This is a genomic window from Kitasatospora sp. NPDC004240 (assembly GCF_053603215.1).
The window spans coordinates 1-18,212 of sequence record NZ_JBSGFD010000172.1; the positions used below are offsets into that span (position 1 = coordinate 1).

The 18,212-nt window shown below is 73.3% G+C and carries 17 protein-coding genes; 6 read left to right on the forward strand and 11 right to left on the reverse strand.

The window, feature by feature from the left end; translation table 11 throughout:
* Together ACWEQL_RS32870 and metH are read right to left on the reverse strand one after the other, a co-directional pair.
* Positions 1-1,347, reverse strand: a 1,347-nt coding sequence (locus ACWEQL_RS32870; protein ID WP_452154027.1) for an AfsR/SARP family transcriptional regulator, incomplete at its 3' end; no start/stop codon positions are given.
* A gap of 316 nt (positions 1,348-1,663) precedes the next feature.
* Positions 1,664-5,254 (reverse strand): methionine synthase, encoded by a 3,591-nt coding sequence (gene metH / locus ACWEQL_RS32875; RefSeq protein WP_452154028.1) that lies wholly within the window; start codon positions 5,252-5,254, stop codon positions 1,664-1,666.
* A gap of 352 nt (positions 5,255-5,606) precedes the next feature.
* On the opposite strand from metH, the gene ACWEQL_RS32880 reads away from it, so the two are divergent.
* Positions 5,607-5,753 carry a hypothetical protein gene (locus tag ACWEQL_RS32880; RefSeq protein ID WP_452154029.1) on the forward strand — a complete coding sequence of 49 codons (147 nt, stop codon included), beginning with the start codon at positions 5,607-5,609 and terminating at the stop codon, positions 5,751-5,753.
* Between the two features lie 134 nt (positions 5,754-5,887).
* On the opposite strand, the gene ACWEQL_RS32885 is transcribed toward ACWEQL_RS32880, so the two are convergent.
* The 4 genes from ACWEQL_RS32885 to ACWEQL_RS32900 all read right to left on the reverse strand — a co-directional run bounded on the left by ACWEQL_RS32885 (position 5,888) and on the right by ACWEQL_RS32900 (position 9,253).
* Entirely contained in the window at positions 5,888-6,679 is a 792-nt protein-coding gene (locus ACWEQL_RS32885) for an ABC transporter permease (RefSeq protein WP_452154030.1), read from the reverse strand.
* Positions 6,676-7,677 (reverse strand): ATP-binding cassette domain-containing protein, encoded by a 1,002-nt coding sequence (locus tag ACWEQL_RS32890; RefSeq protein ID WP_452154031.1) that lies wholly within the window; start codon positions 7,675-7,677, stop codon positions 6,676-6,678. The genes ACWEQL_RS32885 and ACWEQL_RS32890 overlap by 4 nt, the downstream gene beginning before the upstream one ends.
* A gap of 95 nt (positions 7,678-7,772) precedes the next feature.
* Positions 7,773-8,615 (reverse strand): DUF4097 family beta strand repeat-containing protein, encoded by an 843-nt coding sequence (locus ACWEQL_RS32895; RefSeq protein WP_452154032.1) that lies wholly within the window; start codon positions 8,613-8,615, stop codon positions 7,773-7,775.
* A 116-nt stretch (positions 8,616-8,731) separates the two neighbouring features.
* Positions 8,732-9,253: a toxin-antitoxin system HicB family antitoxin gene (locus ACWEQL_RS32900; RefSeq protein ID WP_452154033.1), complete on the reverse strand. Its 522-nt coding sequence runs from the start codon at positions 9,251-9,253 to the stop codon at positions 8,732-8,734.
* A gap of 339 nt (positions 9,254-9,592) precedes the next feature.
* Here ACWEQL_RS32900 and ACWEQL_RS32905 point away from each other — a divergent pair, with 339 nt between their 5' ends.
* From ACWEQL_RS32905 to ACWEQL_RS32915, 3 genes are all read left to right on the forward strand, one after another.
* Positions 9,593-10,165 (forward strand): O-methyltransferase, encoded by a 573-nt coding sequence (locus ACWEQL_RS32905; RefSeq protein WP_452154034.1) that lies wholly within the window; start codon positions 9,593-9,595, stop codon positions 10,163-10,165.
* A 223-nt stretch (positions 10,166-10,388) separates the two neighbouring features.
* On the forward strand, positions 10,389-10,925 hold the full coding sequence (locus ACWEQL_RS32910) for a helix-turn-helix domain-containing protein (RefSeq protein WP_452154043.1): 537 nt from the start codon (positions 10,389-10,391) through the stop codon (positions 10,923-10,925).
* The gene (locus tag ACWEQL_RS32915; protein WP_452154035.1) at positions 10,922-12,238 is read left to right on the forward strand and encodes an MFS transporter; all 1,317 of its coding nucleotides are present in this window, start codon (positions 10,922-10,924) and stop codon (positions 12,236-12,238) included. The genes ACWEQL_RS32910 and ACWEQL_RS32915 overlap by 4 nt, the downstream gene beginning before the upstream one ends.
* Before the next feature lie 49 nt (positions 12,239-12,287).
* Here ACWEQL_RS32915 and ACWEQL_RS32920 read toward each other — a convergent pair whose 3' ends face one another.
* The gene (locus tag ACWEQL_RS32920; protein WP_452154036.1) at positions 12,288-14,240 is read right to left on the reverse strand and encodes an amino acid transporter; all 1,953 of its coding nucleotides are present in this window, start codon (positions 14,238-14,240) and stop codon (positions 12,288-12,290) included.
* A gap of 221 nt (positions 14,241-14,461) precedes the next feature.
* On the opposite strand from ACWEQL_RS32920, the gene ACWEQL_RS32925 reads away from it, so the two are divergent.
* Entirely contained in the window at positions 14,462-14,935 is a 474-nt protein-coding gene (locus tag ACWEQL_RS32925; RefSeq protein ID WP_452154037.1) for a hypothetical protein, read from the forward strand.
* A 17-nt stretch (positions 14,936-14,952) separates the two neighbouring features.
* On the opposite strand, the gene ACWEQL_RS32930 is transcribed toward ACWEQL_RS32925, so the two are convergent.
* Positions 14,953-15,492, reverse strand: coding sequence for a hypothetical protein (locus tag ACWEQL_RS32930; protein ID WP_452154038.1), 540 nt, complete (start codon positions 15,490-15,492; stop codon positions 14,953-14,955).
* A 183-nt stretch (positions 15,493-15,675) separates the two neighbouring features.
* Between ACWEQL_RS32930 and ACWEQL_RS32935 the strand changes: the two genes are divergently transcribed.
* A complete protein-coding gene (locus ACWEQL_RS32935; RefSeq protein WP_452154039.1) occupies positions 15,676-16,431 on the forward strand; it encodes a sensor histidine kinase in 756 nt (251 codons plus the stop codon).
* A 71-nt stretch (positions 16,432-16,502) separates the two neighbouring features.
* On the opposite strand, the gene ACWEQL_RS32940 is transcribed toward ACWEQL_RS32935, so the two are convergent.
* The 3 genes from ACWEQL_RS32940 to ACWEQL_RS32950 form a co-directional block, all read right to left on the reverse strand.
* Positions 16,503-17,087 (reverse strand): hypothetical protein, encoded by a 585-nt coding sequence (locus ACWEQL_RS32940; protein ID WP_452154040.1) that lies wholly within the window; start codon positions 17,085-17,087, stop codon positions 16,503-16,505.
* Positions 17,088-17,252: 165 nt separating this feature from the next.
* Positions 17,253-17,555 carry a hypothetical protein gene (locus ACWEQL_RS32945; protein WP_452154041.1) on the reverse strand — a complete coding sequence of 101 codons (303 nt, stop codon included), beginning with the start codon at positions 17,553-17,555 and terminating at the stop codon, positions 17,253-17,255.
* Between the two features lie 33 nt (positions 17,556-17,588).
* Positions 17,589-18,212, reverse strand: a 624-nt coding sequence (locus ACWEQL_RS32950; RefSeq protein ID WP_452154042.1) for a hypothetical protein, incomplete at its 5' end; no start/stop codon positions are given.

Genomic DNA, 18,212 nt, shown 5'->3' on the forward strand with positions numbered 1-18,212 from the left:
GCCGCCGGCCCGCGCGGCCCGGTCCAGGAAGAGGGCCACCGCGCCGCCGTCCGGCCCGCCGGACAGCGGGCCGACCTCGTGCACCCACTCGTCCGGCAGGCCGATCGCCTCCTGGCTGGTCGCCAGGATCCGCAGCCGGGGGCAGGCGGCGAGCAGCCTCGCGGCGAACCCGGCGACGCCGTCCAGCAGGTGCTCGCAGGTGTCCAGGACGAGCAGGGCGTCACGCTCCCCCAGGACGGCGGCCAGCGCGTCCGTGCCGCCGGCGGAGGGCAGGCCGAGGGCGGCGGCCACCGTCTCGGGCAGCAGGGCGGGATCGCGCAGGGCGGCCAGTTCGACCAGCCACCGGCCGTCGGCCGCCCGATGGCCGCGCGCGGCGTCCAGGGCGAGCCGGGTCTTGCCCGTCCCGGACACGCCGGTCAGGGTGACCAGGCGGTGCCCGCGCAGCAGCTCCCGTACGGCGGCGACGTCCTCGTCCCGGCCCAGCAGCGGGCCGCGGACGGCGGGGAACCCAGCCGGCGGGGCCGGTTCGGCCACCGGGGCGGGAGCGGCCGGGGCGACGGCCACGACCGGGCCCGGCGGGGCCGCCAGCTCGGCGTCCTGGGCCAGGACGGCGGCCTCCAGCGCGCGCAGCGCCGGGCCCGGGTCGATGCCGAGCTCCTCGGCGAGCGTCCGGCGCGCGGAGCGCAGCGCGCCCAGGGCGTCCGCCTGCCGGCCGCAGCGGTACCGCGCGAGCGCCAGCAGCTCCCAGCCGCGCTCGCTCAGCGGGTGCACCGCGGTGTGCTTCTCCAGGTCGCCGACCACCGCCGAGTGGCGGCCCAGGGCGAGTTCGGCGGTGAACAGCTCCTCGTACGCGGCCAGGTGCAGGCCGTTCAGCCGGGCGCACTCGGGCCCGGCGAAGTCGGTGTCGGTGAAGTCCGCGTAGGCCGGTCCGCGCCACAGCGCGAGCGCCTCGCGCAGGTCGCCCGCCGCGCCGACCGCGTCCCCGCCGCGCAGCCGCTGCTGCCCCTGGGCGACCAGGGCGGTGAAGCGCTCGGCGTCCACAGCCCCGTCGGGCAGCCGCAGCGCGTACCCGGTGCCCTCGCGGACGACGATCCGGGCGGGCCGGCGGGCCGGGCGGCCGGGCTCCAGGGCCTTGCGCAGATGGGCGACGTAGGAGTGCAGGGTGGCGGGCGAGGGGGTCTGCGCCGACTCCCAGGCGTGGTCGATCAGGGCGTCGGCCGAGACCATCCGGCCCCGGGCCGTGACCAGGACGGCGAGGACGGCACGCTGCCGCAGGCCGCCCAGCGACACCTGCCGCCCGTCGACCTCCGCCGTCATCGGCCCCAGTACGCCGACCCGCACCTCCACCGACCCGTGCCTCCTCCGCCCGCCTGTCCGCCCCGCCCGTCCGCCTCGCCCGGGGCCGCGCACAGCCTGCCACGCGCCCCGCGCCCGATCGACCACGGGGGTCGCGTTCTCCCAGGTGGGAGCCGGTGGACTCGCGCGCCGGGGGGCGTGACCGACCGTCACCGGGCCGACGGCCGCGACCGGATCCACGCACGGGGGCCGCGGCCCGGTTCCCGGCGGTCCCGCACATGGACGGCCGTGCCCGCACGACGGCCGGGCCCCGGGGTGCCCGGGGCCCGGCCGTCGTACTCTCCCGCTGTGGCGCGCCGCCGCGCCGTCAGCCCAGGTTGGGCCGCAGCCAGCGCTCCGCCTCGGCGAGGTCGCAGCCGCGCCGGCGGGCGTAGTCCTCCAGCTGGTCGCGGCCGATCCGGCCGACCGTGAAGTAGCGCGAGGCCGGGTGGGCGAAGATCAGGCCGCTGACGCTGGCGGCGGGCGTCATCGCGTACGACTCGGTGAGCCCGATCTCCTGGGCGTCGGCGCCGAGCAGCTCGAACAGTTCGCGCTTCTCGGAGTGGTCGGGGCTGGCCGGGTAGCCGAGGGCCGGGCGGATGCCGCGGAAGCGCTCGGCGTGCAGGTCCTCGACCAGCGGGTCGGCGTCCGGCTCGAACCACTCCCGGCGGGCCTTCAGGTGGACGTACTCGGCGAAGGCCTCGGCGAGCCGGTCGGCCAGGGCCTTGACCATGATCGCCCGGTAGTCGTCGCGCTCGGCCTCGTACCGGGCGGAGAGCTCCTCGGCGCCGTGGACGGCCACCGCGAAGCCCCCGAGGTGGTCACCGGCCGGTGCCACGTAGTCGGCCAGGCAGCGGTTGGCCCGGCCCCCCGGCTTGACGGTCTGCTGCCGCAGCATCGGCAGCCGCACCCCGTCGACCACCAGGTCGTCGCCCTCGGCGTGGGCGGGCCAGAAGCCGTACACGCCCCGGGCCCGCAGGTCGCCGTCCGCGATGATCTTGTCCAGCATGGTGGTGGCGTCGTCGAACAGCTCGCGGGCCTCCGGCCGCTCCAGGATCGCCGGGTACTTGCCCTTGAGGTCCCAGGCGAGGAAGAGGAACTGCCAGTCGATCAGCTCCCGCAGCTCGCCGAGTCCGGGCTCGACCGCCCGGGCGCCGGTGAAGGCCGGCACCGGCAGGTCGGTGAAGTCCACCCGCTCCCGGTTGGCGCGGGCCTCGGCGAGGGTGAGCGAGGCGACCCGCTGCCGGGCGCCGTGCTGCTCGCGCAGCCGCTCCTGCTCGGCCCGGTTGGCGGCGTCCAGCCCCGCCGCGCGGCCGGGGTCGAGCAGCTCGGAGACCACGCCGACCACCCGGGAGGCGTCCAGCACGTGCACGGTCGAGCCCTCGTAGGCGGGCGCGATCCGCACCGCCGTGTGCTGGCGGGAGGTGGTCGCGCCGCCGATCAGCAGCGGCAGCTCCAGACCGCGCCGGCTCATCTCCTCGGCGACCGACACCATCTCGTCCAGCGAGGGCGTGATCAGGCCGGAGAGGCCGATCGCGTCGGCGCCCTCGGCGACCGCGGTGTCCAGGATCCGCGCGGCCGGCACCATCACGCCGAGGTCGATCACCTCGTAGTTGTTGCAGCCGAGCACCACGCCGACGATGTTCTTGCCGATGTCGTGGACGTCGCCCTTGACGGTGGCCAGCACCACCTTGCCCTGGCCGCGCCCCGAACCCTTCTCCTGCTCCATGAAGGGCTCCAGGTAGGCGACCGAGCGCTTCATCACCCGGGCGCTCTTGACCACCTGCGGCAGGAACATCTTCCCCGAGCCGAACAGGTCGCCGACGATCTTCATGCCGTCCATCAGCGGCCCCTCGATCACGTCGAGCGGCCGGCCGAACAGCTGCCGGGCCTCCTCGGTGTCCTCCTCCACGAAGTCCACCAGGCCGTGCACCAGCGCGTGCGAGAGCCGTTCCCGGACACTGCCCTCCCGCCAGGAGAGATCGGCCGTGCGCCGGACGCTGCCACCGCCGGTGACGGTGGAGGCGTAGGACACCAGCCGGTCGGTGGCGTCCGGACGGCGGTCGAACAGCACGTCCTCGACCAGCTCCAGCAGCTCGGCCGGGATGTCCTGGTAGACCGCGAGCTGTCCGGCGTTGACGATGCCCATGTCCAGCCCGGCCCGCACCGCGTGGAACAGGAACGCCGAGTGCATCGCCTCGCGCACCACGTCGTTGCCCCTGAAGGAGAACGACAGGTTGGAGATGCCGCCGCTGGTGCGCGCGCCCGGGCAGCGCTCCTTGATCAGTGGCAGGGCCTCGATGAACGCCTTGCCGTACCCGTTGTGCTCGGCGATGCCGGTGGCGACGGCGAGCACGTTCGGGTCGAAGACGATGTCCTCGGGCGCGAACCCGGCCCGCCCGACCAGCAGGTCGTACGCCCGGGCGCAGATCTCCACCTTGCGCCCGGCGGTGTCGGCCTGGCCCCGCTCGTCGAAGGCCATCACCACCACGCCGAGGCCGAAGTCGCGGATCCGCCGGGCCTGGGCGAGGAACGGCTCCTCGCCCTCCTTCAGGCTGATCGAGTTGACCACGCCCTTGCCCTGCACACAGGCCATGCCCGCCTCGATCACGCTCCACCGGGAGCTGTCGATCATGATCGGGATCCGGGCCACCTCCGGCTCGGTCGCGATCAGGTTGAGGAAGGTGGTCATCGCCCGCTCGCTGTCGAGCAGGTCGGCGTCCATGTTGACGTCCAGCAGGTTGGCCCCGCCCCGGACCTGCTCCAGCGCCACGTCCACCGCGGCCTGGAAGTCCTCCGCCTCGATCAGCCGGCGGAACTTCGCCGAACCGGTGACGTTGGTCCGCTCGCCGATCATCACGAAACCGGTGTCCGGCCCGATCTCGAACGGCTCCAGCCCGCTGAACCGGGTCGCCGCGGCCGGCTCGGCGAGGGCACGCGGGGCGACCCCGCGGACGGCCTCGGCGATCCGCTCGATGTGCGCCGGGGAGGTGCCGCAGCAGCCGCCCACCACGTTCACCAGGCCCGCCCCGGCGAACTCCCCGAGCAGCCGGCCGGTCTCCTCCGCCGTCTGGTCGTAGCCGCCGAAGGCGTTCGGCAGACCGGCGTTCGGGTGGCAGGCCACATGGGTGCCCGCCAGCCGGGACAGCTCGGCCACGTACGGGCGCACCTCGGCGGCCCCCAGCGCGCAGTTCACGCCGACGATCAGCGGCTCGGCCCGCTCCACGGAGCGCCAGAACGCCTCCACCGTCTGACCCGACAGGGTGCGGCCGCTCAGGTCGACGATGGTCACCGACAGCCAGAGCGGCAACTGCGGCGCGACCTCCCGGGCGGCGGCGATCGCCGCCTTGGCGTTCAGGGTGTCGAAGACGGTCTCGATCTGCAGCAGGTCGACGCCGCCCTCCGCCAGCGCCGCCATCTGCTCCGCGTACGCGGCCTTGACCTGCTCGAAGGTCACCGCCCGGTACGCCGGGTCGTCCACCTTCGGGGAGAGCGAGAGGGTGACGTTCAGCGGGCCGACCGAGCCCGCCACGAACCGGCCACCGGCCTCGTCGGCGGCCTGGCGGGCGAGGTGCGCGCCGCGCAGGTTCATCTCGGGGACCAGGTGTTCCAGGCCGTAGTCGGCCTGGCCCACGCCGGTCGCGGTGAAGGTGTTGGTGGTGATGATGTCCGCGCCCGCCGCCAGGTAGCGCCGGTGCACGTCCAGGACCACGTCCGGGCGGGTCAGGTTGAGCAGGTCCGGGTCGCCCGTGACGTCGAACGGGTGCGACCCGTCGATCACGTCACCCCGATAGTCGGCCGGCCCGAGCTTCATGCCCTGCAGCAGGGTGCCCCAGGCACCGTCGAGGACCACGATCCGCTCGCCCATCAGCCGCCGCAGCGCCTGCTCGGAGTCACGTCCGGTACGGGAATCATTCATGTCGACCACCTCCGTAGTAATCACCGGAGGCGCCCTTGGTCGAATGGATTCGAGCCGAGCGTGGCGGGGAGGGCCCCGTCGCAGCGCCTCTCGACCCGATTCCCGATCCTAACCGATCCCCCCTCGCGAGAAGCGGCGAATTCACCTCCCCGGCCCACACCCGACACCCCGTCAGAGCCGCGCCCCACAAGGCCCGCCCGTCCCCCACCGGACCACCGGCGAGGGGTTCCGGCGGCACCCCGAACCGGGCCGTTCCAGCGGTCCCGTCCACGCCGGTTCCCCGGCGGCCGACTTCGGAGTGATCCACCTCCGGGACGCCGGGGGACGGGTGGTCACCGGCCACCACCACGACGTGCCCACCTATGTCGCGCCCGGCGAGCCCGGCGGCGACGATGACCTCGCGATCGGCCTGCTCGGACGCTCCAACCGCCACCAGGACGGCACCGACCCCCAGGTCGTCCACGTCGAGGACAGGCGCGGCCCCGCGCATCCCGCATAGGCCGGAGGCCGGGGCCCGGACCGGCGGCTACCAGGCCCTCGCGGGCGAGTACTCGGCCGCCGACCGGCCGGTCATGCGATGAGCCGGCCCGGTACGCCTGGGGGCGTACCGGGCCGGCTCGGTCGGGGCTGCGGTCACTTCGGGTCGCGGTCGTACACGGCCTTGGACCAGCGGTAGCCGAGTACCGCCAGGGCGAGGGACCAGGCGAGGCCGATCCACCAGTTGTGGCCGATGCCGGTGCCGAGGAGCAGTCCGCGCAGGGTCTCGATGGCCGGGGTGAAGGGCTGGTACTCGGCGATCGGCTGGAACCAGCCCGGCATCGCGTCGACCGGGACGAACGCGCTGGAGATGAGCGGCAGGAAGATCAGCGGCAGCGCGTTGTTGCTGGCCGCCTCGGCGCTCGGGCTGATCATTCCCATCCCGACCGCGATCCAGGTGAGCGCCAGGGCGAACAGCGCGAGCAGGCCGAACGCGGCGAGCCATTCCAGGACGGTGGCGTCGGTGGAGCGGAAGCCGATGGCCACGCCGACGGCGCCGACGAGGACGACGCTGACGATCGCCTGCAGCACACTGCCGATGACGTGCCCGATGAGCACCGAGCCGCGGTGGATGTCCATCGTGCGGAAGCGGGCCATGATGCCCTCGGTCATGTCGTTGGAGACGGACACCGCGGTGCCGATGGTGGTGCTGCCGATGGTCATCAGCAGCAGGCCGGGCACGAGGTAGGCGATGTACTCGGAGCGGTCCGCGTGGCCGCCGGCGATGCCCGCGCTCATCACGTCGCCGAAGACGTAGACGAACAGCAGCAGCAGGACGATCGGCGTCAGCAGCAGGTTCAGGGTGAGTGACGGGTAGCGGCGCGCGTGGAGCAGGTTGCGGCGCAGCATCGTGGACGAGTCGCGGACGGCGAGGGCGGGGGAGCTCATCGGGCGGCCTCCTTGGGCTGGTTCGGCGGGGTGGCACCGCCGGTGAGGGCGAAGAACACGTCGTCGAGGTCGGGGGTGTGCACGGTGAGCTCGTCCGCCTCGATGCCGGCCGCGTCGAGCCGGTCGAGGACGGCGCGCAGGTCGCGCTGGCTGCCGTCACTGGGGATCTGCAGGGACAGCGCCTCGCCGTCCCGGGCGGCCTCGCGCAGGGTGACGGCGGCCGAGCGGTACGCCGCCGGGTCGGTGAACCGGAGGCGGACGTGCCCGCCGGGGATCATCCGCTTCAGTTCGTCGGCCGTCCCCTCGGCCACGATCCGGCCGTCGTTCAGCACGGCGATGCGGTCGGCGAGTTCGTCGGCCTCCTCCAGGTACTGGGTGGTGAGGAAGACGGTGACGCCGTCGGCGACGAGCTCGCGGATGATCCGCCACATGGTGTGGCGGGAGCGCGGGTCGAGGCCGGTGGTCGGCTCGTCGAGGAAGATGATCCGCGGATCGCCGACCAGGGTCATGGCGATGTCGAGGCGGCGCTTCATGCCCCCGGAGTAGCTCTGGGCGGGCTTCCTGGCGGCCTGGACGAGGTCGAAGCGCTCCAGCAGTTCGGCGGCGACGCGGCGCCCCTCGCGCCGGGGCAGGTGGTGCAGGTCCGCCATGAGGAGCATGTTCTCCTCGCCGGTGATCAGCCCGTCGACGGCGGAGAACTGCCCGGTGACGCCGATCGCGGCGCGCACCCCGCGCGGGGAGGTGGCGAGGTCGTGGCCCGCGACCTGGACCTGTCCGGCGTCGGCGGTGATCAGGGTGGAGAGGATCTGCACGGTGGTGGTCTTGCCGGCCCCGTTGGGGCCGAGCAGCGCGAACACGGAGCCGGCCAGGATGAGCAGGTCGATCCCGTCGAGCACGGTCTTGTCGCCGTACGACTTGCGCAGTCCGAGGGCGGAGATCGCGGCGGGCGGCTGCGGACCGTCCGCCCGCCTGGGCGTGGGCATGACAGATGAAGGCATGTGGCCCTCCCGTTCGGGGGCTGGGGTGACGGGGCTGAAGCGGCGGAGCTGGGGCGGCGGGGCCGGGGGCGGAGGCGGGGCGGTGTTGCGGCGGGTCAGGCCTTGGCGCGGAGGACGTCGATGTTGCCGTACCGGGTGCGGGCGCGGACCTCGACGGTCTCCTCGGTCTCCTCCGGGGCCCCGGAGGCGGTGAGCATGTTGCGGACCTGCCCGGAGCCCGAGCTGACGTCGAGCCAGGCGGCCGTACCCTGCCGGATGCCGACCTCGATGGCTCCGTAGGCGGTCTCCAACTGGACGGTGCCACGCGCCACTTCGCGGACCCGCAGGGTGCCGTGGGCGGTGGTGGCGATGACCGAGCCCCCGGCGCGCGCGATGTCGATGTCGCCGTTGGAACCGCTCACCCGCAGTTCACCGGTCACGGCGCCGACGCTGGTGGTGCCGTGCGAGTTCTTCAGGACGGCGGTGCCGTCGACGGTGCCGACGCGCACGCTGCCGGAGCTGGTGGTGATCTCGGCCGCGCCGTCGACCCGGTCGACGGTGATCGAGCCGTGGGAGGCGGTCAGGTTCAGCGGGCCGGTCGTGTCGAGGCGCACGTCACCGGACGAAACCTTCACCCGGGCCTCGCCGAGCCGCCCCTCCCCGAGGACCTGCGTCCACTTGCCGGTCAGGTCGACGCGCGAGCCCTCGGGCAGCTCGATCGCGACGTCGACGCTGCCGGTGCGGCCGAACAGGTTGGGCTTGGGCGTCCGGACGGCCAGGATGCCGCCCGTGTACGTGACCTCGGTCTGCTCGGCGGTCCGCACGTCCAGGTCCTTCTTCGGGTCGCGGGGCCGCACCTCGACGAGGGTGTCGAGGCGCTTCTCCGCGCCGAAGCGGATGGAGCCGGCCTCCACGTTGGCGGCGACGGAGATCGGTCCGGGGGTGTCGTAAGAAGGCATGGCTGTACCGTCCTCGTGGGTCTCGATGGCGTCCCCGCTGGTGGGACGCGGTGCGTGAAGTGACGTGGTACGGGTGCGGGTGACGCATTCGGATCGCGCCGGGGGCGTGGGTGCGGCTAGCGCACCCAGCCCGTGATGCTCTGTCCGGTACTCCGGGTCTTCCCCGTGGCGCGCGGCTCGGGGCCTCCGTCGACCGCGGCCGACACGGCCCGGACCAGCCATGCGTTGACCGACAGGCCCTCACGGCTCGCCGCCTCCTCGGCGCGCGCCTTGAGCTGGGCCGGCAGCCGCAGATTGACGCGGGCGGTGCCGCCCTCGTCGCCCTCGACGGGCGCCTGCGCCTTGAGCGGCTCCACGGACCGGGCGGCCGCCTCCGCGGGCATCGCGACGGCGACGGACGGCGGGGTCACCACGAAGTCGGGGTCCAGCCCGCGCAGCCGTACGTCGACCGAGCCCGGCGCCAGCTCGCGGGTGATCTCGTCCATCGCGGCGGAGAGCACGTTGAGCATGGTCAGCCGGGTCGCCGACTCCAGCGGAGCGGTGAGCCGTTCGGCCAGCCGCCGGGCCTCCTCCCCGCCGGCCTCGGCGGCCACCGCGAGTTCGCGTCGGAGGTTCTCGACATACGGGGTGAGGTCCATGACGCCATCATGGCATCACTATGGCGCCATATGCAAGGGCAGGCCGCGCCACGCTTGGCACCAAGCCAGGCACACCCGCCCTGACCTGGCAAAACATGGCGGAGCCAACCTGCGCCACGGCGGCACCACGCACATTCCGCAGTCCCCCGTGGCACTCGATGGCACCACGCGATGCCACGTGATGCCATGTGATGCCACATGGTGCCATCGCCGACACCGCACGGAGGGCCGGACGCCGGGATTCCGGGATGTCCGGTTCGGTACGCACTGCCCGGCGGGCCGCCCGGCAGCGGGTAGCGTCGATCGCTCCGCCCGAACGGGACGGACGAGGGGGAGGACATGGACCGCACCGAACGCGCCGTCCCGCCGGGCGTGGTGGCCGCGGAACGACTCGCCGCCGAGCTGGGGTTCCGGGGGAGCTGCATCCCCGCGGTGGGCCGGCTGCTCGCCCTGGCCGTCGCGTCCAAGCCCGGCGGCACCATCGCCGAGAGCGGCACCGGGGCGGGCGTCGGGACGGCGTGGCTGCACAGCGGACTGCGCGACGCCGCCCGGCTGGTCACCGTGGAGCGCGAGGAGGAGCCGGCCCGCCGGGTGGCCGAGCTGTTCGCGGACGACGACCGGGTCAGCGTCCTCACCGGCGACTGGCGACTGCTCGAACGGCACGCCCCGTTCGACGTGTTCTTCTGCGACGGCGGCGGCAAGCGCGACGCCCCGGACCGGGTGGTCGACCTGCTCGCCCCCGGCGGCCTGCTCGTCCTGGACGATTTCACGCCGTCCCCGCACTGGCCGCCCCGCTTCGGCGGCGAGGTGGACGAGCTGCGCCTCCACTACCTCACCCACCCCGCCCTCCACGCCACCGAGATCCTCACCACCCCGGCCACCTCCGCCATCGTCGCCACCCGCCGCCCGTAGCCCGTAGTCCGCGCCGGGAGGCCGGGCAGCGCCGGCCAACATTACAGAGAGTTCTCTGCAGAGAAAGCTATGCAGAGAACTATCTGCATCCTATGCTTCCGGTATGACCACCGAGCACCCGGAACAGTCCGAGCCGAAGTCCGAGCCGCCCACCGCTCCGTCCGGGCGGCCGCAGCGACGGCTCGACGCCCGCAGTCTGCGCGGGCTGGCCCACCCCCTGCGGATGCGGATCTTCGAGCTGCTGAACCTCGACGGCCCGGCGACCGCCACCCTGCTCGCGGAGCGCCTGGGCGAGAACACCGGCACCGTCAGCTGGCACCTGCGCCACCTCGCCGACCACGGGTTCATCGAGGAGGAGACCGGACGCGGCACCAAGCGCGAACGGTGGTGGCGGCGCGTCGAGGTCTCCAACCGGCTCGACACCGCCGACTTCCGCGAAGACCCGGCGAGCCACGCCGCGCTCTCGCTGTACATGCACGAGGTGGTCAAGCAGTACTTCGACCGGGTCACCGAGTACGTCACCGAGGACTGGCCGGACGACTGGCGCAACTCCGGCAACATCTCCGACTGGAGCCGGCTGCGCCTGACGCCCGACCAGCTCCGGGCGCTCAACGCCGAACTGGCCGCGGTGGTCGAGAAGTACACCCCCGCCCCGGACGCCGAGCCCGACCCGGGGGCGATGCCGATCGTCGTCCAGCTGCAGTCCTTCCCCCGCCGCACCCGTACCGAGGCCCGCGCCGACCACCGGAGCGCCGAGTGAACCGCACCGCATCCGGCGGACTGCTCCGCCGCCACCGGGACTTCCGGCTGCTCTTCACCGGCGAGGTCGCCGGCAAGTTCGGAGCGGCGCTGACCACCCTGTCGTTACCCCTCATCGCCGTCGCCGCCCTGCACGCCACGGCCTTCCAGGTCACCCTGCTGGTCGCCGCCAAGTGGCTGCCCTGGCTGGTGATCGGACTGCCGGCGGGCGCCTGGGTCGACCGGATGCGCCGGCGGACCGTCATGCTGGTCTCCACCGCGGTCTCGCTCGTCGTCCACCTCACCGTCCCCGCGGCCGCCGGGGCCGGCCTGCTCACCTTCGGCCAGTTGCTCGCGGTCGCCGCGGCGGCCGGCACCGCGGAGGTCTTCTTCCAGACCGCCTACACCGCCTACCTGCCGACCGTGGTCGCCGAACCCGACCGCGCCGAGGGCAACGCGGCCCTGCACGGCAGCGCCTCCGCCGCCCAGATCGTCGGCCACGGGGCCGGCGGCGCCGTCGCCCAGGCCTTCGGCCCGGTCAACAGCCTCTTCGTCAACACCGTCGCGTCCCTCGTCGCGCTCGCCTCCACGGCCTCCATCCGCACCCGCGAGCCCCTGCCCCGCGGCGACACCAGCACCGATACCGGCCGCCCGCCCCACCGCCGGCTGCGGCAGGACGTCGCCGAGGGCCTGCGCCTGATCACCGGCGACGTGTGGCTGCGCACCTTCGTCCTCCACGGCGCCCTGGCCAACATGGCCCTGACCGCCTACCAGTCGATCCAGGTGGTCTTCCTGATCGAGCGGGCCCGGCTCTCCGAGGGGGAGATCGGCCTGGTCGTCGGTCTCGCCGGCTCCGGCGGCGTGGTCGGCGCGCTGATCGCCCGCCGGGTGGGAGCCGCCCTCGGCACCGCGCGGGCCATGCTGTTCTTCCTGTTCTGGGTGCCGCTGCTGGTCCTGCTCATCCCGCTGACCGGCCCGGGTGCCGGGGTGGCCTGCTACGTCGTCGGCGGGTTCGCGGTGGCGGTGGGCATCGTCGCCGGGAACGTCATCCGCGCCACCTTCCAGCAGCGCCACGTGCCCCTGGAACTGCTCGGCCGGATCAGCGCGAGCGGCGCCTTCCTGAACTACGGCACCATCCCGCTCGGCGCCCTCGCCGGCGGCGCGGCCGCGTCGCTGCTCGGGGTCGGGGCCGCCATGTGGCTGACCACCGCGGCCCTCCCGCTCACCGCCGCCGTCCTGTGGCTCTCACCCCTCCGCCGGCTGCGCGACCTCCCCGACGACTCGGTGATCCGCGCCTCCTCGGCCTCCTCCCCCACCGTCGGCGCACCGGTGTGACGAACGGCGGGCAGTGGGGGCGGCCGGGACCTCGGCCGCCCGTCACCGGTCAGCCGACGTGGACGCGCGGGCGCTGCGAGCGGTCCGGCTCCGCCTCGCGCAGCACCTCGCGGGTGACCGGGGCCACCTCGCCCTGGCCGAAGAGGAAGAAGCGCAGGATGTGGTTGAACGGGTTGCCCTCGGTCCACTCGAAGTAGATGTGCGGCAGCTGGCCCGTACGGTCCCGGACCGTCAGCAGCAGGGCGGCGAGCGCGTTGGGGACGCTGGAGCTCTCCAGCGAGAGCACCCGGTAGCGGTCGTGCATCACCTCGCCCCGCACGCTCAGCACCGCCTCGAACTCCGACGGATCCTTGATCGTCACCTCCACGAAGACCAGGTCGGTGTCGGCCGGGATGTCGTGGTGGGCGCGGATCTCCCGCTTCTTGTCCTGGTACTCCGCCAGGTCGCGGCTGTCCGGCTCGTTGGCGACCAGCCGGATCGGCCGGTGGGTGTAGTCGCGGACGAAGCGCTCGGCCGCGTCGTCCAGGACGACGTCGGTCACCCGCAGCTCGAACGCCCGCTTGGCCCGGGAGAGGAACGACACCAGCACGATGGCCGCGATGAAGCAGGCGCCGATCTTGACGCCGTCCGGCCGCTCGGCGATGTTCACCGCGGTGGTGTAGACGAAGACGGCGGCGATCACGGCGAAGCGGACGGTCCAGCCGTGTTCGAGGGCCTTGCGGGCGGCGATGGTCACGGCGATCGCCGCCGAGGTGATCAGCACCAGCACACCGGTGGCGTACGCGCCGCCCTGGGCGTCCACGCTGGCGTCGAAGATCCAGGTCACCAGGAAGGCGATCAGCGTCAGCACGATCACCATCGGCCGCACCGCCCGCGCCCAGTGCGGCGCCATGCCGTAGCGCGGCAGGTAGCGGGGCAGCAGGTTGAGCAGCCCGGCCATCGCCGAGGCGCCGGCGAACCAGAGGATCAGGATGGTCGACACGTCGTAGACGGTGCCGAAGGCGCTGCCCAGGTACTCGTGGGCGAGGTAGGCGAGCGCGCGGCCGTTGGCCTCGCCGCCGGGCTCGAAGGCCGCCTTCGGGATCAGCAGGGTGGTGATGAAGCTGGTGGTGATCAGGAACACGCTCATGATCAGCGCCGCGGTGGTGAGCAGCTTGCGGGCGCCGCGGATCCGCCCGGTCGGTTCCTCCTCAGTGTCGTCCGGGTCGCCCTGGATGTGCGGCATCACGGCCACGCCGGTCTCGAAGCCGGAGAGACCGAGTGCCAGCTTGGGGAAGACCACCAGCGCCACGCCGATCATGGCGAGGACGTTGCCGTGCTCGGCGGTCAGCGCGTCGGTCCAGTCGCCGAACAGCGCCGGGTCCTCGAAGACCTGGACGAGGCCGACGACCACGACGACCACGTTCAGCGACAGGTAGACGGCGACCAGCACGACCGCGAGCCCGATCGCCTCGCTGAAGCCCTTGAGGAAGACCCCGCCGAGCAGCGCGATCAGCACCAGGGTGATCAGCACGTTCTCGCCGTGCAGCGCGCTGGTCAGGTGCGGGTTCTCCACCAGGTGAGCGGTGGCGTCGGCGGCCGAGAGCGTGATGGTGATCATGAAGTCGGTCACCGCGAAGCCCAGCAACGCCAGCACGAACAGCTTGCCCTGCCAGAACGACAGCAGCCGCTCCAGCATGGCGATCGACCCCTCGCCGTGCGGGCTCTCGTGCGCCACCCGCCGGTACACCGGCAGCGCCCCGAACAGGGTCACGATCACCAGGACGATCGTCGCCACCGGCGACAGCGCCCCGGCCGCCAGAGCGGCGATGCCCGGCTGGTAGCCGAGGGTGGAGAAGTAGTCCAGGCCGGTCAGGCACATCACCCGCCACCACGGCCGGCCCTCGTGCTCCACCGGCGCCTGCGCGTGCGGCCCCGGATGCTGCTTGGCCCGGTCGGCCAGCCCCTCCAGCAGCCAGGCGCGGAACCTCTGCCGCGCCGACCGCCCCCCGCTCCCTGCCACCGCCGACGACGGATCCACGCGCACCCCTGTCCAGCGCACCCCGGAACGGCACCGGGCAGGCCCCGGCGCCCGGGTCAGGCTACGCACGGCGCGCCCGGCCCCGGCCGAACCACCCACCCGGCACGCCCCCGGTCACCCACCCGGCCCGCTCCCGGCAGGCCCCCGGGGGCCCGGCGGGAAACCCTTCGACCGGGACCGCCCCTCGACCCGATCATGGACGCATGAACAGCACCACGGCAGCCGACGACCTGCAGAACCGTGCCGTCCTCTGGAGCATCGGGGAACTCGACGGCCCCGGCATCGTCGGCGCCGCCTGCGACGCGCTCGTCGCCGGACTCGACACCCCCGGCCTGCGCCGCCTCGCCGCGTGCAGCCGCGACGAGGCCCCGTACGACGTGCCCGTCCTGCTCCCCGAGGCGCTCGGCGAGCTGGGCCTGACCTACCACCCGCCGGGCGGTGAGACCGGCCGGGAGGCCGTCGCCCGTACCCTCGCCCGCCGCCTGCTGACCGGCGAGCTGAGCCCCCGTGACCTCGCCGACCGCATCCACCGGCGCTTCGGCCACGGCCTCGACCTGGCCGAACCGCTCGCCGCGCTCGCCGACGACTACGGCATCCTCGGCTACACCGACCGAACGGAGGCCGAGATCGACGCCGACGTCCTCGCCGAGGCCCGGCGCCTCGTCGAGGGCGGCTGAGCCCGCCCACGGGTGCGTCAGTCCGCGGCAAGCTCGATGAGCGACTCCCGGTAGTACCACAGCCGGTCGGCGAGCGTCCGCTCCACGTCGGCATCGGTCGTGGTGGCCAGGCTTCGCAGGTGGTCGGCGAGGTTGTCCCGCTGCGAGTGGTCCGAGGCCTCCAGGTACGCGGCGGTACGGGCGACGCCGGCCGCGAGGAGCAGCCGGTGCGGCACGCCGAACCAGGTGTCGAAGCTCCGGCAGACCGCCGACCACAGCAGCCACACGTCCTCGACCCGCCGCTGCCGGGCGACCAGCAGGGCGGCGATCTCCATCGCCTCGGCGAAACCCCAGGCGTGACCGTGGTGGTGGGTCTCCTGGATCAGCAGGTGGCGCGCGAAGTCCCCGGGACAGGCCTCGGGAGCCAGGGCGATCGCCTCCAGCACCTCCCGCCGGTCGTCCCGGCGGATGTCCACCGGCAGGCCGTCAGCGGTGCGCGACGCCTCGAAGTCCAGCAGCTCCCACCGCTGCGGGTCCTCGTACCACCACGCGGGCTCGGGGACGGTGGACCTGCTCATGACGGTGCTGCTCCTCGACGGGACGGGATGTGACGGACGGACGAGCGCATCCTCCCGCCCCGACGCCGCCTCCCGCCAATGGTTTGCGGGGCCGGCCGGCGCCGGCACGTCGTACCGCAGGAGGAGGGCGGATCACTCCGGCGACCGACTCGGCGACAGGTGCCCGCTGCATAGGCTGCCGCCGTGCACCGAGTCCACGCCTGGTTCCTTCGTCATCCCACCGTCGGCGACGACGCGTGGGCGATCGGCCTGCTCGTCCTCGGCGGCTGGACGATCGCCGGCCTGCCACGCCCGTACGGTCCCGCGCACCTCGCCCTGCTCGGCCTCACGGCGGCGCTCGCCGGGCTGACGGTGCTCCGCCGGCGGTTCCCGAACGCCACCGTGACGGCCTCGCTGGCGCTGGGCGCCGGGCAGCTGCTGCTGGGCCTCGGAGCCGGTCCGGTGAACCTCGGACACCTGCTCATGATCCGCTGGGCGGCCTCCCACGGCTCGCCCCGGATCTCAAGGGCCGCGCTGGCCGGCGCACTGGCGGCCGGACCACTCGCCGTCTGGCGCGACGTCCTCGACCGGGGGCAGTTGTTCCCGCTCTCCACCGATGAACGGGCGATGGTCGCCGCCCTGTACTCGCTGCCCGTCATCCTGTGCTGGGTGTGGGGCCGCTGGGCCCGCGAACGCCGGGACCACCTGGCCGTCCTGGCCGAACGCGCCGAGTCCGCCCGGACGGCGATGGTCCGGGACGCCGAGCGCGCCAGGATCGCCCGGGAGCTGCACGACGTGATCACGCACGACCTGACCGCGATGACCGTCCAGGCGGGCGGCGCCGAACACGTCCTCCGCGTCCGCCCGCAGCTCGCCAAGGACGCCGCGCACGGCATCGGCTCACTGGGGCGCCGCACGCTCGCCGAGATCGCCCGTCTGGAGCGGCTCCTGACACCCTGAGCACCGGCCCGGCCGCAGCGCCGCGCGGGCGTTCGGGCCGGCGCCCACGTTGTACACCGGGTGACCTGACCTCAGGCCTTGTCGGCCGGAGTGGCGGGCTCGTCCGTGCCGAAGGCACGCTCGGCGGCGGTCGTGACCCACACCGGGAACTGCTCCACGGGTATCGCGGGCGAGGCGGGGTAGTCGGGGCGGATCGCGCCCTCGGGGAAGAAGGCGACCCTGCAGCGCCGGCAGAGCCACCCGTCCTGCCACACCCGGTGGTGCAGCTCCCACTGCGCCTCCTTCGCGGGCAGTTCCTCCGCCGACTCCTTCGCCTTGTCCTTCGCGTTCGACCGCACGGCCAGCCCGATCAGCAGCAGGACGCCCGCCAGAAGGAACCAGCCGCTGCGGTAGCCCATCTGGTAGGCGACGCCGTTCCTTTCGAGCGATTCGCCGCCGCTGAGCAGCTTCGCGACGCCGAGCAGCAGGCTCAGGCCCGAGGCGGCGAAGAACGCGACCGCCCCCTCGGGCGTCCCTCCCTTCGCCGCCTGCGGCCGGGGCGGCGGCGCCAGCAGGGCCCGTGTCGGCTTGTCGAGCGGCTGTACGGCGTCCTCCAGGACCTGCGGTAGGGCGACCGACTGGTCCGGCGCGGCGCACTGGGGGCAGGTGGCACTCATCGAACGGTTCGCTCCGTATCGGGGGATCGTGCGTGAACGGTGAACGCGTAGTACAGCACACAGAGGTGACAATCGGTCACCCGGTTTCCGTGCGACGAGCACGAGGCCGGCCCCGGGGGCGAACCCTCCGGAACCGGCCTCGTCAGGTCATGCCGGGCGGACGGTTCAGTCCGGCGGCACCAGGGTGTAGTTCGGCGGGGCCCCGATTCCGGGTTCCCGCAGCCGGTCGATGGGGATGAACGTCGCACCGTCCGGCACCGGGCACCGCGAGATCGAGATGCCGACCACGCAGGTCTCGCACCACAGCGACGCGTACCCCACGCCGGAACCGGCCGGCCCCACGAACACGAGCCTCAGGGTGGGACTCCCACAGCGGGGACAGGCCACCTCGGGGGCGTCGGGAACGGCGGCGAGAACGTCCTGATAGGCGTTCAGCCAGTCGTCCCACGAGGCCTGGTGATACCGCATGACGTCTATCGCTCCCTCACTTCGGGGTGGACGCTACCGGACATGCTGCCCCACCTTGTCCCACCATTCATTCTCGTACGCGTAGGCACGGTCCTCCCACGGGGACGCCTCCTCCTCCGACTTGGGATAGGGATGGCCCTTCCGGATGTCCTCGACGTGGAACTTCTCGTGCACCAGCGTCCGGGCCAGCGTCTCCTCGTTCAGGAACGCGTCGCGTGCGAGGACCACGGTCTGGTCCGGCTTGGTGAAGCCGCCGATCCCGGCGGTTCCCTTCCGGAGTTCCACGGTGATCCCGGTGTAGTCGATGCCGAACTTCTCGGCCGTGGAACGGATCACGTCCATGTTCATCAGCATCTTCGGCCCGGTCCCGGTCCGCCTCGCCCGCTGGAGGGCGGTCTCCCGCTCCAGGGCGGCGAACGGATCGGCCACCGCGGCCGCTCCGAGCCTGCCCCGGCCCGTCATCCAGCCGCTCAGGCTGCCGAGCCCGGCGACCGCCACCTGCTGGGCGAGTTCGTCGGCGTTCTTCTCGACGAGGTCTGCGACGTCGTTGCAGCCGAACTCGCGGAGTTTGGCCGCGGCGACGTACATCGCGTAGGCGGGGCGGACGGGGACGTACTTGTCGACGAAGGCGCCCGCTCCGCCGTTGCGGCCGGTGAG